The sequence below is a fragment of the Kitasatospora sp. NPDC096128 genome (genome assembly GCF_040303105.1).
GTDB lineage: Bacteria > Actinomycetota > Actinomycetes > Streptomycetales > Streptomycetaceae > Kitasatospora.
In genome coordinates this window covers 49586-64958 of record NZ_JBEOSP010000029.1, presented here as the reverse complement: position 1 = coordinate 64958, position 15373 = coordinate 49586, and the positions used below count along the sequence as shown (strand labels likewise).

The window sequence follows — 15373 nt, the reverse complement described above, 5'->3', positions numbered from 1 at the left end:
TCGCCGCGGCGTGACCGGGATGCGGGTGGTCGGCGGTGCAGTGGCGTCGTGGTGGTCCGCCAGGCCCGCGGCCCTAGGCGGGTCGGCGGGCCCGGGTGGTGATCATGCCGGGTGACAGTCGGGCGAAGCCGTCTGCTCCGAGGTCGGCCAGGGCCCGGTCCAGGGTGGCCGCGTCGAGGGCGCCCGTGGCGAGCAGGCGCTCGCGCATCTGTTCCCAGGTCAGGTGCCAGAACCGGGCCACGGGGGAGTGGCGGTCGGCGGAGGGCAGGTGGACCTCGACGCTGAGGTCGGTGAACCCGTGGCCGGCCAGGAGCGCGGGGGTGGTGGTGACGCGGGTGATGTCGGTGCCGATGGTGGTGTGCAGCACCGTCCACATGGTGTTCATGACCTGGCCGTAGGGGGTGTCGAGCAGGGCCGGGGTGGTCAGGTCGACGGAGTCGGAGACCATGATCCAGCCGCCGGGTTCGACGAGGTCGGCCAGGCGCTGCAGCACGGCGTCGCGTTCGCGCAGGTGCATCAGGAGGAAGCGGGCGTGCACCAGGTCGAAGCGGTGGGTCGGGTCGAGGAAGTCGGCGGACAGGTCGCCCTGGACGGCGTGGAGGTTGTCGCGGCCGCGGGCGACGGCCTCGAGCATGCGGGTGTCCCGGTCGGCGGCGGTGACGTGGCCGGCGGGGAAGGTCCGGGCGAGCCAGTCGGCGATGGAGCCGGAGCCCGCGCCGGCGTCCAGGCAGCGGGAGGTGGGCGGGAGCCGCAGCTGCCGGATCTGGCGGCGGCTGACGTGGTCGTAGGTGTCCGCGATGGCCCGCAGCCGGTCGGCTTCGCTGCCGAGCGACTGGGTGAAGATCTCGTCACCGTAGAGTTCCTCGGCGATCACGGTCGTGCTGAATCCTTTCCCTTGACGACGGACGGACTCGCGTGGTCCGGTTCCGCCTCGTGGAGCACTCTCGCGGGCAACCGGGCGGGACGGCCGAACGACTGGGGCCGGGCCGCGCGCACCCCGACGGCCTCGCACAGCGCCCCGATCCGCCCACCGGCCGCCGCGGTGACGGGCCCGCGCAGCGCCGCGTCGTGGGCGCCGGTCAGGGCGATGGCCGCTGCCTCGGCCTCGCAGCCCCACACGTCGTGCGGCTCGGCGAGCCCGGCCAGCGCCCCGTACCGGTAGCCGGCGCCGCGGCGCGGAACCCCGGGGACGTGGGCGGTCGATCCGACCGGCCACAGCAGCACACCGCCGCGCTCCTCCCACTGGGTGCGGTCCACGCAGCCGGGCTGGCTGTCGTCGATCAGGACCGTCCCGGCCAGATCGACTCCGGCGGCGACCCGTTCGAGGTCGAGCCGCTCGGTGATCGCCGAGACGACCAGCCGGCAGGAGGCGAACACCTCGCCCACGCGGTCGGTGACCCGCACCCGGCCCGCCACCCCGGTCCTGGCCGCGACCCGCTCCACCCGGCCCAGCCTGCTCGGCCGGTCGCACGCGAGGATCGGGACATCGGGGAACTCGCGCCGCAGCGCGTCCAGGATCGAGGCCCCGATGGACCCGGCCGCGCCGACGACCCCGACAGCCAATGATTCGTTGACGAAACGTTTCTGGACGACGTCGCGCGCCAGCGCCCGGATCAGCTCGACCGTCCCGCCATGGCCGGTGGTGGTGACCAGCCCGGGCACCGCGATGCTCCGCCCGAAGTCGGTCAGACCCGGCAGCGTGGCGCCCAACCCCACGACCGTGGCACCCAGTGCGCTCCGGCAGAACTCCGCAGTGTCCTGGGCGACGGCCTGGGCCGCCGACCGGACCCGCTGCTGCCCGACGTCGGCCGCCAGACCCCCGTTGACCGGCGCGAGCACGACCCCGCCCGCCCAACTCCCGCCCTCATAGCGGCACAGCAGCGCCGGCGGAAGAAGCGACAGCAGGCGCCGCACGACCCACGCGTCAGCGCCGAAACGCGGATGCAGCAGCGGCAGGAAGTCGGAGAACTCGTCCACGTGCAGCGCGTCGCCGTCCGCCATCCGGCTCGGAACAACGAACGCCCAGTCCAGGGCGCCCGCTTCGCCGCCCGCACCGCCACGGTAGGCGGCGAAGGCGCGCTCGACGAAGCCCACGGTGGCCTCGAACGCGTCGGCGTGGTCCGGGAAGCAGCCGCTCTTGCGCAGGAGCGTCTCGAGGCTGTCCAGGCACCGCAGCGCCCCATCCCGGCGGTAGGAGCGGTAGGCCGGCAGCGGATCCCATAACTCGGGGTAGTGGTGCAGGAGTTCGCTTCTCATATCCCAAGGTGCGTCAGAAGTCATGCCGGTGATCAACTCGCATCCCCGGCGGGAGTTCCAGAAGCCACGCCACCCGGAGGAAAGTTTCACCCCCTCCGGTGACCTCGGCCCACGGGACGGTGACGCGGCTGGTGCCCCGTCGTCAGCCGGTGTGTCGGGCGTCAGCCGGGACTTCCCGTTGCCCTCGTGTAGGACCCGCCGGCGGTCAAGCCGGGAGCCACCGCCGGGCGGGCGGCCCTGGCGGGTCAGAGACCTGGACTATGACCTCATAGGGAACTGTGTGCTACTCGGAGTCGGTGAGTGTACGGAGAATTCTTCTGCACCGCTCATCAACGGACGAGGGAACCACGTGCAGTTGAGAAGAATGGCCGTCAACACCGTCGTCGCCGCCGGGGCCACCGGGATCATCGTGGCGGCCGCCGTACCGGCCGCGACGGCCGCGACGGGGGAGTACCGCCCGTCGCCTTCCGTCACGCACCCGTCCGGCCCGGCGGCGGAGCCGTCCCCGGCCGCCTCCCCGACGCGGGCCGCGCAGAAACCGTCCCTGGAACTGCGCGGGCTGCCAGGCGAGTTCGTACCCGGCGCCGACTGGCGGGAGTTCGCCATCGTCTTGCACCATGCGGACACGGCCAAGGAGTTCAACAGGTTGGTGTTCCAGGTCCACGACACCCAGTGGGTGGGGCTCAAGTCCGATCAGATCAAGGTCCAGTACTTCCTGGACGGCCGGTGGCAGCCCGCCCGGTCCTTCAACGACCCGACGGACAACTGGCAGGACTTCCCGGTCCCGGTCGAGGAGGGGCCGATACCGGCGGACGTCACCGAGATACCGATCCGGTTGAAGTTCGGAGCCGGCAGCCCGTTCACCGACCGGATCGACATCGGCGCCACCTCGTACTACGGCCCCACCGAGATCGTGGAGATCCAGCCCCTGAAGGTCATCCGGCTGGTACCCGAATCCCCGGGAGAACCCAGTCCCACCGCCAGTCCGACCGCCAGTCCGACCGGTGACCCGGGAGAACCCAGTCCCACCGCAAGTCCCACCGCCAGTCCGACCGCCAGCCCGACCGGTGACCCGGGAGAACCCAGTCCCACCGCAAGTCCCACCGCCAGCCCCACCGCCACCCCGGAAGAACCCAGCCCCTCCGGAAGCGGCGGACCATCCGCCACGGCCGCTCCACCGGCTCCCGGAGGAGAAACCGGCTCCGGACCCAGCCCCTCCTCCGGACCGGCCGCCCCGGCACCCGGCGGCGAACTGGCCAGCACCGGCGCGGGCGCCGTCGGCACGCCGCTGATCGCCGGTCTCATCGCACTCGGCTCGGGCATGGCACTCGCCATCGCCGCCCGCGTGCGACGGCGACGACACTGAACCCAGCGGCTGCCGTCCCGGCCGTCACGGCACCCCCGGTCGGCACCGCCGCCACCTGGGACGAGTTCATCGCCGGCAAGGCGAAGCCGTAGCCGAGAGAGCTGGGGCACGGCCTTGTGGGCCGCGCCCCCGCCACGTCCGCAGGCCGACTGCCGCCCCCGCGTCGCCCGCGTCGCCCGCAAGGCCGCGTCGAGCCTCCGCCGGCATCCCGCCCGTCCGCCGGGTCGTGCCGCTCACCCCGGTCGTCGCCCGCGACGTTGCCGCCAGGCCGCCGCCCCACCGTCGTGTCATGAGGCGGGCCCACGCTGATCGACGACATGGGGGTGGAGCCGGCTGCGGGTCTTGACCCGGTCCTCGCGGGTCGGTGTGCCCCCGTACCGGTCGGCCGACACCGCGTGGGAGGCCTGCCGCCAGGCTTCCTCGACGCGGGCGGACCGGGCGAGTTGCTCCTCGCTCAGGCCCTGGGGCGTGCCGTGCTCGCCGTGTCGGCCGCGGCCATGCCCGCGCACCGAAGGTTACCTTTCGGTACCTGTCGGGTCCCTAACGTCGACGCCATGGAATCACCTTCCGGCAAGGGCCCCACGCCCACGCCCACGCCCGACCGTCGGCTCATCGCCGTCAAGCCCATCACCGTTCCCACCGCCGACCGCGGCATCGACCTGCAGGTCAAGGTCACCGCACCCGCCGACGGCAGGGACTTGCCCGTCATCGTCTTCTCCCACGGCAACGCCTGGTCGATGGACGGCTACGAGCCCCTCGTCGACCGCTGGGCGGCCGCCGGGTTCGTCGTGGTCCAGCCCACCCACCTGGACTCCCGCCGCAACCGCATCGGCTTCGACGATCCCCGTTTCGCCACCATCTGGCGCGTGCGCATAGCCGATCTGCACGCCGTCCTGGACGGCCTCAGCGCAATCCTCGACCAACTCGGCGGCCTGGCCATCCGCGTCGACCGCGATCGCGTCGCCGTCGTCGGGCATTCCTGGGGAGCCCAGACCGCCGGAGCCCTCCTGGGTGCCCGCGTCCTCGACACCGAGGGCAACCCGGGCGAGGACTTCTCCCACCCCGCCGTCAAGGCCGGCGCACTCATCGCGGCGACCGGTACCGGCGAGACCCTGACCCCCTTCGCGCTCAAGTATCTCCCGTTCGCACGCCCGGACTTCTCCGTCATGACCGCTCCCGCCCTGGTCATCGCCGGCGGAAAGGACCGGTCGGCCATGTCCACCCGCGGACCGGACTGGTTCACCGACGCCTACCACCTCAGTCCCGCCCCGAAGCGACTGCTCACCGTCGCGGACGGCGAGCACCTCTTCGGCGGAATCTCCGGCGAGGCCGCCAAGGACACCACCGACGAGGATCCCGCCCGCGTCGCCCTCGTCGCCGACGCCGTCTCCGCCTACCTGCACGACGTCCTGAGCTCCGACGCGAGAAGGTGGCGGGCCCTGCAGGACCGGATCAGCCGCAGCACCGGCGCCCTCAGCACCGAGAGCAAGTAGGCGCTCCGCGGCCGGGCTTGTGATCCGACAGGTCGTCCTGGAACCTCAGGCGCCAGGAGACGGCCAGGGACGACGGCACCTTGTCCGCGTCCGGCACCGCAGGATCCTGCGGGGGTGTCCTGCAGCAGAACAGGGCCCGCCGCCGTGCCGCCCGCAGGACGACCGCCTGAGCGCGGCGACCTGTCCCGCCTCGCCGGGACCGGTCCCGGCACCGACGTAGGGACGACCATCGGGGCGTGCCGCCGGTGGGCCTTCCTCACCGTCGCCGAGGGGGGTAGCCTGCCGCCCGGGGGCGGGGCCGAAGTGCGGCGGGTCCGGGGGAGGAACGACGATGCAGGCCGTGGTCAACGGGGGCACGATGCCGGTGCTGGAGATCCGGCTCGGCGAGGGGGAAGCGGTCGTCACCCCCCACGGAGAGCTGTCCTGGATGTCCTCGAACATCCAGATGTCGCAGACCACCAACACCGGCGGCGGCCGGGGCGCTCTGATGAACGCGCTGAAGCGGGCCGTCGGCGGCGGCGGGCTCTTCCTCACCCAGTACCGGGCCCAGAGCGGCTCCGGTCTGGTCGCCTTCGCGGCGAAGGTCCCCGGCCACATCGTGCCGGTGAACGTCGCGCCCGGGCACGGCGTCATCGTGCACCGGCACGGCTGGATCTGCGGCACCCCCGGGGTCAGCCCCACCGTCGCGCTCCAGCAGTCCTTCCGCGGCGGCCTGTGGGGCGGCGAGGGCTTCGTCCTCCAGCGCCTGCAGGGCCAGGGCCGCGCCTGGGTCGAACTCGGCGGCGAGATCACCCAGTACACCCTGGCACCGGGTCAGACCATGCTGGTGCATCCCGGCCACGTCGGGATGTTCGACGAGTCGGTGCAGTTCACCATCACCCGGGTCCCCGGCATCGCCAACAAGATCTTCGGCGGCGACGGCATCTTCCTCGTCGCCCTCACCGGCCCCGGCCAGATCTGGCTGCAGAGCATGCCCGTCTCCGGCCTCGCCCACGCCCTTGAGCCCTATCTCGCCCGCGACGGCGCAGCCACCGCCCGGGGGTGAACCACCAGGGGCGCGGGGAACCGCGCGACCATCCGCCACGGCCCCGGTGCGGGACGATGCCCGGCTTCCGCCCGGGGGAGCGGGTCGTCGCCGACCGCTTCCGGCTGCGGCCCGGTCCCGGTGTGCCGGTGGTGGACGGCCGGGAGGTGCCGTCGCGGGACCGGGGCCGTGAGCCCCGGGGACTACCGGCCCGGCGCGGTGGGTTCCTCGGCCCCGCCGCGGGACCTTCAGGGGCGGACGATCCGTCGCCGGTCAGCTCTGCTGGTAGAGGACCGCGCCGGTACGGCAGTCGAGGTCGACGAAGACGTAGAGGCAGCCCTCGCCGCCCCAGAGGTCGGCGCCGCCGTTCATGGAGGCGAAGACCATCGCGCGGCCACAGAGCGGGCAGTCGGGGCGGTCCGGGTCCTGGATCCAGTCGGGGTGCCCGCCCAGCGCGGAGCCGCCGTCGTGCCAGGCCGATCCGCTGCCGCCGTCCGGCCGGGCCGGCCCGAGCACCAGTCGGGTGGGGTACGGGTCCCAGCCGTCGAGCGTCGGGCCGTTGAACGAAGGCCGCACGTTGTGCTCCAGCCAGCGGGCGCCGCCCGACCCGTCGTAGGCGCTGAGGATGATGTCGAAGTCGGTGCACCGCGGGCAGCACAGCACGCGGACGTGGTCCGGGCCGGTGAGGCCCAGGGCACGGGCCGCGGCCGAGCCGGGCGGGAGGTCGAGGGCGGCGTGCAGTTCCATCCCGCACCAGGGGCAGTGCTCGCCGGACGGGGTGCCGAACACCGGCGGGCCGTCCGGGCCGCCGGCGGTGCCTTCCGGGGCCTCGATGTCCTCGGCGTCGACCGGGAGCAGTGCGAAGGCGGGGCCGAGAAGCAGGTCACGGCGGGTGCCCGACGGCGTCAGCTCCCATCCGGCGTCGCGGGTGTGGACGCCGACGTCCTCCGCAAGCTGCCACCGGCGGAACGCCCTCTCGGCGTCGACCGGGTGGGCGTTGGCCACGCAGTCGAGCAGCTCGCCGAGCGCGACGCCGTCGGCGGCGTCGGCCAGCCGGACCAGTTCCCCGGTGGTGGCCTCGTCCGCGCCCCGGTAGACCTCGCCCCGACCGAAGACCCCCGCCGCGATCAGCCGTGCGTGGTGCGGGGCCACCCGGCCGGGGTCGGAGGCCGCCGCGTCGGCCAGCTCCCGCACGGCGTCCTCGTCCCCCGCACAGCATTGGACGACCAGGTCCTCGATGTTCTCCTCCGTCAGCATGCGGCGCACCCTACCCGGGCGTGCGGACAACCCGTCCGCCGAGGCCGCAGCCGCCGAGCAGGCGCGCACCCGCTCCGGGTGGCGCCGACCTCGACCCGGCCTCACCCCCCCCGGCCGCCGCCGTCGTCGGCGTCGGCGTCGGCGTGCAAAGCCGCGGGCTGTTGTCGCCGCCTGCGCGCTGCCGGTGCCGGTGCCGGCTGGGAGGCTGCGCGCCGCAGTCGGGCCGCTCGCCGGCGCCGGCCCAATGGCCGCACGGCTGCGAGGTGCTGAGCGACGCCGAGATCAAGGAGATCCTGCCGCAGGCCGGCGGCATCAAGCGACAGCCGGTCAAGGTCACCATCATCAACTTCAACCCCGGCCGGCCGACCGGGTCGAACGGTTCGACGTCACGACCAAGGACGGCATGCCGTGCCCGTCGCCGACGAGGTGGAGTTCGAGCGGGCGCGCGGAGGAGTCGAAGGCGCCGCGCGACGACCGGCGCCACCGGCCCCGGCGCGGCCTCCGGCGCCGCCCCGCCCGGTCAGCGGCTCAGGGCCGCGGGGAACCCCACCCCGGTGAGCTGCTCGGAGGCGTCCCACAGCCGCCGGGCCCGGGCGTCGTCGCGGGCGTGCGGGCTGAGCCGGGCGGGGGAGGGGTAGCCGCGCAGTTCGCCGCGGCCGTCGGGGCCGGTGTAGCTGGCGCCGGGCAGGGGCTGGGTGGCCGCGTAGAGCGAGGGCAGGGCGCCCTGCTCCTCGGACTGGGCGATCAGGCGGTTGGCGATCGCCATCATCAGCCGCTGGCCGGCGCCGGCGGTGCCGCTCTGCAGGTTGGTGGCGGCGTAGCCGGGGTGGGCGGCGTGCGCGGTGAGCGCTGAGCCGGCCTCGGTGAGCCGTCGCTGGAGCTCCCTGGTGAAGAGCAGGTTGGCCAGCTTGGACTGCTGGTAGGCCCGCCAGGGGCTGTAGGGCTTGGACTGCCGGCGCGCGTCGAGGTCGTCGAAGTCGATGTCCACGCCGGGCCTGCGGTGGGCGTTGGAGGCGACGGTGACGACGCGGTCGGTGAGGTGCGGCAGCAGCAGGTTGGTGAGGGCGAAGGGGCCGAGGTGGTTGGTGCCGAGCTGCATCTCGAAGCCGTCGGCGGTGCGCGCCTCGGGGATCGCCATGACGCCGGCGTTGTTCACCAGGACGTCGAGCGGGCCCTCCCAGTCCGCGGCGAACCCGCGGACCGAGGAGAGGTCGGCGAGGTCAAGCCGCCGCACCTCGGTGCTGCCGGGGAGGTTCCGGGCGAGGGCCTCGCCGCGGCGGGTGTCCCGGACGGCCAGCACGACGTGGGCGCCGGCCCGGGCCAGTTCGCGGGCGGTGACGGCGCCGAGGCCGCTGGTGGCGCCGGTGACGACGATCGTGCGGCCGTGCTGGGCGGGGAGGTTCGCGGCGGTCCACTTGCTGTGCGAGGTGCTCATGTTCTCCAGGCTGCCAGCGCCCCCCGATGTTGTCAATGGCAACATCATCGTTTTGTTAGCATCCGGGCATGTCGGAACGGACCTACCACCACGGCAACCTGCGCACCGAGCTGCTGGACCAGGCGGAACGCTCGGTGATCGCCTCGGGCGTGGAGGACCTGTCACTGCGCGCGCTCGCCCGTGACCTCGGCGTGAGCCACGGCGCGCCCCGGCGGCACTTCGCCGACCGGGCGGCACTGCTGGAGGCGCTCGCCGTCCGGGGCTTCGAGAACCTCTCGGAGCGGATCGCCGACGCGCTGGCCGACACCGGCCCCGACTTCGAGGCCCGGCTCCGGGCGATCGCCCACACCTACATCGCGTTCACCGCGGGGCGGATGCCGATCGTGGAGCTGATGTTCGCGAGCAAGCACCGGGAGGGAACGGACGCGACGCGGGCGGCGGCGCACGCCGCGTACGCGGTGCCCTTCGAGGCCGTCGCGGCCGCCCTGCGCGGCGGCGAACTCGCCGCCGCCGACGAGCGGGCCGCGGGACGGCTCGTGTTCGCGACGCTGCACGGCCTGGCGGTCCTGCTCAACAGCGGCATGATCGCGGACGACGACGTGCCCGCCGTCGTGGACGCCACCGTCGACGGGCTGCTCACCGGCCTGCTCCCCAGGGCCGGGGGCCCCGACCTCGGCCTCAAGCACACTGCTCCGAGCGGGAGTTGACCCTCCGCACCCACTGAACGGCGCCCGGCAGGGCCAGTTGGGCCGGCCGGGCGCACCGGCCGCCCGACGACGGACCGCACCGGCCCGCTTCCGGACGGCAACCGCCCCCGGGCCCTGCCGGATTGCAGGCCGGTGGACCCGCGGTCAGCATGAAGAACGTCGCCGTCCGCCGGACGCCCCCGCCACCCCACCCCACCCCGCGCAGGCGCGGTCCACCCCCGCGATCGAGGCGTCCGCCCCCGCCGACGACGGCGATGTCGGGAGGCAGCCATGCTCAACGCACCGAAATCGCTCGGATCCTCATCGGCCGCGGCCCTGCTCGCGGCCACCCTGCTCCTGCCCTCCACCGCCGCCCACGCACAGACCCCCGCGCCGCCCGCCACCGGTTCCCCCACGGCGACGGCCGAGACGCCCCGACTGCACTGGGGCCGGTGCCCCGCCGCACCGCAGGGAGCCCCGAGCCTCGACGGCTACCAGTGCGCCACCATGAAGGCCCCGCTGGACTACGCGAACCCGACCGGCCGCACGATCGAGCTCGGCCTGGTCAAGCACCCCGCCACCGGATCCGCCGCACCGCTCGGCACGCTCTTCTACAACCCCGGCGGCCCCGGCGGGCTCGGCTCCGTCTTCCTCCCCGGCGGAATCAACGGCTTCGGCACCGATGTGCTCGCCAAGTTCGACATCGTGTCCTGGGACCCGCGCGGCATGGGCGGCCTGAGCTCGCCGACCGTCCAGTGCTTCGACACCGAGGACCAGGAGGGCTCCCTCCTCGCCCCCGTCTCCTTCCCGCCGCTGACCGGCGCCCAGCAGCAGCAGTGGACGTCCGCCTACGGGCAGCTCTTCCGGGCCTGCGCCGGGCGCGACGACGCGCTGCTGGCCCACGTCTCCACCGCGGACAACGCCCGCGACCTCGACCTGATGCGCCGAGCCGTCGGCGAGGACAAGCTGTTCTACTACGGCACCTCCTACGGCACCTTCCTCGGCGCCACGTACGCCAACATGTTCCCGTCGAACGTACGGCGGATGATCCTCGACGGAGCCATCGACCCCACGGCCTGGACCGACAGCACCTCGCCCCCCAGCACCTTCGTCCGGGCCGGCTCCGACCTCGCGACCGCGGCCGTGGTGAAGGACTTCCTCCGGCTGTGCGGGAACAGCACCACCCAGCAGTGCGCGTTCTCGGCCGGCACCCCCGACGCCACCAGCGCCAAGTTCCAGACCCTGCTGGCCCGCGCCGGACAGCAACCCCTCGTGGTCGACCCCTCGCAACCCGGCGTCACCGCCGGCGACCTCGTCGCCCTGATGGCCAACAGCCTCTACGTCGTCCAACCCGTCCCCGGATTCAGCGCCTTCCCCGGCTGGAGCGGACTCGCCACCCAGCTCCAGGCACTCTGGCAGGCCGGCACCGCCAGCCCGGCCCCCAGCAGCACCCCACCCGGCCCACAGGCCACCGCAGGCGCAGGCACCAGCGCCACAGCAAGCCCCGCACCCCAGCCCTACCACGGCGTGGAACAGCAACTCGCGGTCATCTGCGGCGAGAGCCCCAACCCGGCGACCGCGCGCGCCGCCATCGACCAGGCGCAGACCTCGCTCCAGCGGGCCGGGACCGCCGGCCAGAACTGGCCCTGGACCGCCTACTGCGTCAACTGGCCCGCGAAGGCGGCCTCCTCGTACCTCGGCCCGTGGAACAGGACCGACACGCCCATCGTGGTGGTCGGCACCACCGGCGACCCGGCCACCCCCTACAGCGACGCCCAGGCCGTCGCCAAACTCTTCCCCGGGGCGCACCTCGTCACCGTCAACGGCTACGGCCACACCGAACTCTTCAACCCGAGCTCGTGCACCCAGGCGCTGCTCACCGCCTACCTCGACAACGGCACCACGCCACCCGACGGCGCGACCTGCCCCCAGAACACCCAGCCCTTCCACTGAGGCGTTCCGCCGTCCGGGTGGCAGCGGCCGGGGGTACCGCTGCGGGGTGCGCCCCGGGGCCAGGTGGCGGGCGTGAACAGCCGGCCCTGGTCGAGGTCGCCGATCACCTCGACCCTCTGCACCCGGCCGCCCGGGTGCGCGGCCCCACGCCTCGAAGTCGGACCGCCGGCGAACCGCCAGGTACTCACCCGGACGAGCGAGCAGGTGCGAGGAGACCGGCCTCTCCCTCGTCAACAAGCCCGCATCGGCACCGTTTTGGCACGGGCGTCGACACCAGTGGCCACGGGCACGGTCACGGTGACGCACCGCAGAGCGCCATCGGGCCGCTCACACCATCCCCACACGTCCCGCTACCATCAGCCGATCACATGGGGAGACGGGGGAGGACGACATGGGGTTCGTGCGCAAGTGGCGGGCGCGCAAGGCGTGGGACCTGCACCAGGACGCGCTTCGCCTCCTGAATCTGGGACGCGCGCGGGATGCCGAGCCCCTGATCGGCAAGGCGGTCGACATCCGGTCGGCCGCGCTCGGCTCCGACGCCGCGGACACCCTGGAGAGCCGGGTGGTCCGGGCGAACGTGCTGCACCGTCTCCAACGCGGCGAGGAGGCGGAGACCGAGGGACGTGAGGTCCTGAGGCTGGCCGGCGGCGAGGCGGTCCAGCCGGGGATCGTGTGCCGGGCCCGGTTGCTGATCGGCCGGGTCTGCCTGGCCACCGGCCGCGCCGAGGAAGCCCGGACGGAGGCGGCTGCGGCTCTGGAACTCGCGGGCCGGTACCACGACGAGCCCATTCGCCACAGCGTCAGGATGTTCCATGCACGGGTGCTCAACGTCCTGGGCCGCCACGTCGAGGCGGCAACGGAGTTGGGCGCGATCGCCGCAGACGAGGCAGCCGGTTCGGGCCCCCGCAGCATCGGCGCACTCAACGCCCGGTCCGATCGGGCCCAGATCCTCGTCTATCTCGGCCGGTACGAGGAAGCCGAGGAGGAATGCCGGGCACTGATCGACATCGCACCCGCCACGCAGCACCGCGTGCCCCTGGGGCTCGCGGTGCTCAACGCCCTCGTACTGGCACTCGCCATGGGCGGCCGGGCCGTCGAGGCGGAAGCCGAGGCCCGTACCGCCGTGGAGTTCGCCGAGTCGGCCAAGGGCATGGATGCCCGGTTCGTCCTGACGGCCCGGCTGGGCCTGGCCCGGGCCCTGAACGCGCAGGACAGGTACGACGAGGCCCTGTCGTTGCTCGGGCCGAGCAACGACTTCCTCCCGGGGGACCTGGGCACCGAAGAAGAGCTCGCGGCGGCACTGCGCCTCGTCACGGCGACCGCGTTGCTCGGCCTGGGCCAGGACGCCGGAGGCACCGTCCGCGAGGCCGTGGCCGTCTGCGGCCGTATCCTCGGCCCGTACCACCACCGCGCGTTGGAGGCCGGCACCCTGCACGGCCGGGTCCTCGCCGCGCAGGGCCGGACCGCCGACGCACTGGAGCGGCTCGCCGCCAACGCCGCCGACTGGCGCGAACACTTCGGAGACGGCCACCCCGGCACCCGGGCAGCGCAGGAGGCCCTGTCCCACGTCTCGTCGGCATCCTGAACCCGCCCGGAGATCCACGGCGGAGCCGGTACCGGTGTGAGTTCTCACCGTGAGGGCGTAGCAGACGGCCATGGCCCGCTCGCCGCGGTCCGCCGCTGGACGCCCGGCGGGCCTGGGAAGCGCTGACCGGCCCGGCCGCGGTGGGAAGCCGGGGACCCGAACCGAAGAGGCTTCCACAGGTGCTGGCCAGTTGGAACAGACCTTCTCCGGTGCACAGGGTTCTGTTGCTCCTGATTCCACCGCGCACCGCCAGTGGTCAAGGCGTGACGATGGCGAAGTCCGGGACGGGAGCGTCGAGGAACGCGAGCAGACGTCCGATCGCGGTCCGGTCGCCGTCGATGGTGACGCCGGCGGCGGCGAGGGCGCCGGGATCCGCTCCGCCGGTCGCGACGGCGGGTAGCGCTGTGGCCGGCAGGTGGAGCACGGCGTCGGCAGGGGCCGTCTGCGCGGCGGCGGTGTAGGTCAGCACTCCGTTGCGCAGCACCAGGCGGTAGCGGGTGCCGATGTCGGTCAGGTCGAGGTCGAGTGCGAGGTGTTCGCGCCAGCACTGCCGGCTGTTCACGCGGACCGCGAGGGCGTCGAGCAGCTGTTCCGGTGTGAGCTGGGCGAGTACATCGGGCGTGACGGGCGACACGGGGGTGCCGAAGCCGCCGTGGCGCAGCTCGTACGCTCCGGAGAGGTAGGCGCAGCGCCAGGTGCCGTTCTCCGCGCCGTAGCCGAGTTGTTCGTAGGTGTCGGCGAGCAGTTCCCGCGCGGCCTCGTGGTCCGGCTGGGCGAACACCACGTGGTTGAGCACCTCGGCGACCCAGCGGAAGTCGCCGGCGTCGTACGACGTCCTCGCTTTGGCCACGACCGCGTCGGCGCCGCCCATGTAGTCCAGGTACCGGTGGGCCGCCTCGACCGGCGGGTGCGTCCACAGGTGGGCGGGGTTGCCGTCGTACCAGCCCATGTAGCGCTGGTAGATCGCCTTCACGTTGTGGCTGACCGACCCGTAGTACCCGTGGGCGTGCCAGGCGTCCTGCAGTGCCGGTGGCAGCTCGATGACCTCGGCGATCTCGGGACCGGTCATCCCCTGGTTGAGCATCCTCAGTGTCTGGTCGTGCAGGTAGGCGTAGAGGTCACGTTGCAGCGCCAGGAATTCCACGGCCCGCTCGCGTCCCCAGGTCGGCCAGTGGTGGGAGGCGAACACGACGTCGAGGTCCGCGCCGAACAGGTCGATCGCCTCGGTCAGGTAGCCGGCCCAGCGGTGCGGGTCGCGGACCAGGGCGCCGCGGATGGTGAGGATGTTGTGCAGCACGTGGGTCGCGTTCTCGGCGGTGCACAGCGCACGCCGATCCGGGAAGTAGACGTGCATCTCGGCAGGGGCTTCGCTGTCCGGCGCCATCTGGAACACCATCCGTACGCCGTCGACGACCTCCTCCTGTCCGGTCGCCGAGACGGAGAGCGTCGGTGGGATGACGGTGAAGGTGCCGGTGGACGTGGTCTGGCCGAGTCCTGTCCCGACCTGTCCCTGCGGCCCGCGCGGGAGTGCGGCTCCGTACATGTACCCGGCCCGGCGGGCCATCGCGGTGCCGGCGAAGACGTTCTCGCTCACCGCGTGCTCGATGAACCTCTCCGGCGCCACGATCGGCACGCGGCCGGCGTCGACGTCGCTCTGCTGTACGACCCCGCGGACGCCACCGAAGTGGTCGGCGTGGCTGTGGGTGTAGACCACCCCGGTCACCGGACGGTCGCCGCGGTGGCGGCGGTACAGGCCGAGCGCGGCGCCGGCCGTCTCCACGGAGATCAGCGGGTCGATCACGATGACGCCGTGCTCTCCCTCGACGAAGCTCACGTTGGACAGATCCAGGCCTCGGACCTGGTAGATCCCGTCCACGACCTCGAAGAGGCCGTGGACGGCCGTCAGCGTCGACTGGCGCCACAGGCTGGGGTTCACCGTTGCCGGAGCGTCACCGCCGAGGAACGTGTAGGAGTCGTTGTCCCAGACCACTCGGCCCGCGGCGTCCTTCACGGTCGCCGGCTCCAGTGCGCCGAGGAATCCCCGGTGCGCGTCGGCGAAGTCCTGCCTGTCATCCATCGGCAGCGACTCCGACAGCCGCCCGTGCGCCACGATGATCGGTTCGGTCGGCGGCTTCTGCGTCGTGTCCATGGATCTTTCCTCTGGGGAATCTCGACGACTGTGACCAGGCCTGCCGGGGCCGCACGTTTCACGCTACCCCTCGGGTGTTACCGCGTCGCGAGGAACCCCTGGAGCAGCACCGCCACGAAGACGGGCGGCCTCGCAGCAGCCCGCGGATCGCCGAACGGGCCGGCGTGAT

12 protein-coding genes are annotated in these 15373 nt (G+C 73.2%); 6 read left to right on the top strand and 6 right to left on the bottom strand.

Going from position 1 to position 15373, the window contains the following annotated elements:
- Positions 1-73: 73 nt before the first annotated feature.
- Both ABTY61_RS28260 and ABTY61_RS28255 read right to left on the bottom strand, forming a co-directional pair.
- Positions 74-874, bottom strand: a complete 801-nt coding sequence (locus tag ABTY61_RS28260; RefSeq protein WP_350507915.1) for a class I SAM-dependent methyltransferase — start codon at positions 872-874, stop codon at positions 74-76.
- Entirely contained in the window at positions 871-2256 is a 1386-nt protein-coding gene (locus ABTY61_RS28255; RefSeq protein ID WP_350507914.1) for a hypothetical protein, read from the bottom strand. Before ABTY61_RS28255 ends, ABTY61_RS28260 begins: the two co-directional genes overlap by 4 nt.
- A gap of 364 nt (positions 2257-2620) precedes the next feature.
- Here ABTY61_RS28255 and ABTY61_RS28250 point away from each other — a divergent pair, with 364 nt between their 5' ends.
- Entirely contained in the window at positions 2621-3622 is a 1002-nt protein-coding gene (locus ABTY61_RS28250) for a hypothetical protein (protein WP_350507913.1), read from the top strand.
- Between the two features lie 287 nt (positions 3623-3909).
- Here the strand turns inward: ABTY61_RS28250 and ABTY61_RS28245 are convergent, their stop codons facing one another.
- Positions 3910-4131, bottom strand: a complete 222-nt coding sequence (locus ABTY61_RS28245; RefSeq protein WP_350507912.1) for a hypothetical protein — start codon at positions 4129-4131, stop codon at positions 3910-3912.
- Positions 4132-4176: 45 nt separating this feature from the next.
- Between ABTY61_RS28245 and ABTY61_RS28240 the strand changes: the two genes are divergently transcribed.
- Positions 4177-5115, top strand: a complete 939-nt coding sequence (locus ABTY61_RS28240; protein WP_350507911.1) for an alpha/beta hydrolase family protein — start codon at positions 4177-4179, stop codon at positions 5113-5115.
- 331 nt (positions 5116-5446) lie between these two features.
- Entirely contained in the window at positions 5447-6160 is a 714-nt protein-coding gene (locus ABTY61_RS28235; RefSeq protein WP_350507910.1) for a TIGR00266 family protein, read from the top strand.
- Between the two features lie 252 nt (positions 6161-6412).
- Here the strand turns inward: ABTY61_RS28235 and ABTY61_RS28230 are convergent, their stop codons facing one another.
- Positions 6413-7396 carry a hypothetical protein gene (locus ABTY61_RS28230; RefSeq protein WP_350507909.1) on the bottom strand — a complete coding sequence of 328 codons (984 nt, stop codon included), beginning with the start codon at positions 7394-7396 and terminating at the stop codon, positions 6413-6415.
- 520 nt (positions 7397-7916) lie between these two features.
- The gene (locus ABTY61_RS28225) at positions 7917-8831 is read right to left on the bottom strand and encodes an oxidoreductase (RefSeq protein ID WP_350507908.1); all 915 of its coding nucleotides are present in this window, start codon (positions 8829-8831) and stop codon (positions 7917-7919) included.
- A 68-nt stretch (positions 8832-8899) separates the two neighbouring features.
- Here ABTY61_RS28225 and ABTY61_RS28220 point away from each other — a divergent pair, with 68 nt between their 5' ends.
- The 3 genes from ABTY61_RS28220 (at position 8900) to ABTY61_RS28210 (ending at position 13055) form a co-directional block, all read left to right on the top strand.
- Entirely contained in the window at positions 8900-9538 is a 639-nt protein-coding gene (locus ABTY61_RS28220) for a TetR/AcrR family transcriptional regulator (protein WP_350507907.1), read from the top strand.
- Between the two features lie 270 nt (positions 9539-9808).
- Entirely contained in the window at positions 9809-11470 is a 1662-nt protein-coding gene (locus ABTY61_RS28215; protein WP_350507906.1) for an alpha/beta hydrolase, read from the top strand.
- Between the two features lie 391 nt (positions 11471-11861).
- A complete protein-coding gene (locus ABTY61_RS28210) occupies positions 11862-13055 on the top strand; it encodes a tetratricopeptide repeat protein (protein WP_350507905.1) in 1194 nt (397 codons plus the stop codon).
- 256 nt (positions 13056-13311) lie between these two features.
- On the opposite strand, the gene ABTY61_RS28205 is transcribed toward ABTY61_RS28210, so the two are convergent.
- Positions 13312-15204 (bottom strand): alkyl/aryl-sulfatase, encoded by a 1893-nt coding sequence (locus ABTY61_RS28205; protein WP_502895448.1) that lies wholly within the window; start codon positions 15202-15204, stop codon positions 13312-13314.
- Between the last annotated feature and the right edge of the window lie 169 nt (positions 15205-15373).

Coding starts and splice junctions, on each gene's coding strand:
- ABTY61_RS28250 (WP_350507913.1), top strand. CDS start 2,621: ATGGCCGTCAACACCGTCGTCGCCGCCGGGGCCACCGGGATCATCGTG.
- ABTY61_RS28225 (WP_350507908.1), bottom strand. CDS start 8,831: ATGAGCACCTCGCACAGCAAGTGGACCGCCGCGAACCTCCCCGCCCAG.
- ABTY61_RS28210 (WP_350507905.1), top strand. CDS start 11,862: ATGGGGTTCGTGCGCAAGTGGCGGGCGCGCAAGGCGTGGGACCTGCAC.
- ABTY61_RS28230 (WP_350507909.1), bottom strand. CDS start 7,396: ATGCTGACGGAGGAGAACATCGAGGACCTGGTCGTCCAATGCTGTGCG.
- ABTY61_RS28240 (WP_350507911.1), top strand. CDS start 4,177: ATGGAATCACCTTCCGGCAAGGGCCCCACGCCCACGCCCACGCCCGAC.
- ABTY61_RS28255 (WP_350507914.1), bottom strand. CDS start 2,256: ATGAGAAGCGAACTCCTGCACCACTACCCCGAGTTATGGGATCCGCTG.
- ABTY61_RS28205 (WP_502895448.1), bottom strand. CDS start 15,204: ATGGACACGACGCAGAAGCCGCCGACCGAACCGATCATCGTGGCGCAC.
- ABTY61_RS28220 (WP_350507907.1), top strand. CDS start 8,900: ATGTCGGAACGGACCTACCACCACGGCAACCTGCGCACCGAGCTGCTG.
- ABTY61_RS28215 (WP_350507906.1), top strand. CDS start 9,809: ATGCTCAACGCACCGAAATCGCTCGGATCCTCATCGGCCGCGGCCCTG.
- ABTY61_RS28235 (WP_350507910.1), top strand. CDS start 5,447: ATGCAGGCCGTGGTCAACGGGGGCACGATGCCGGTGCTGGAGATCCGG.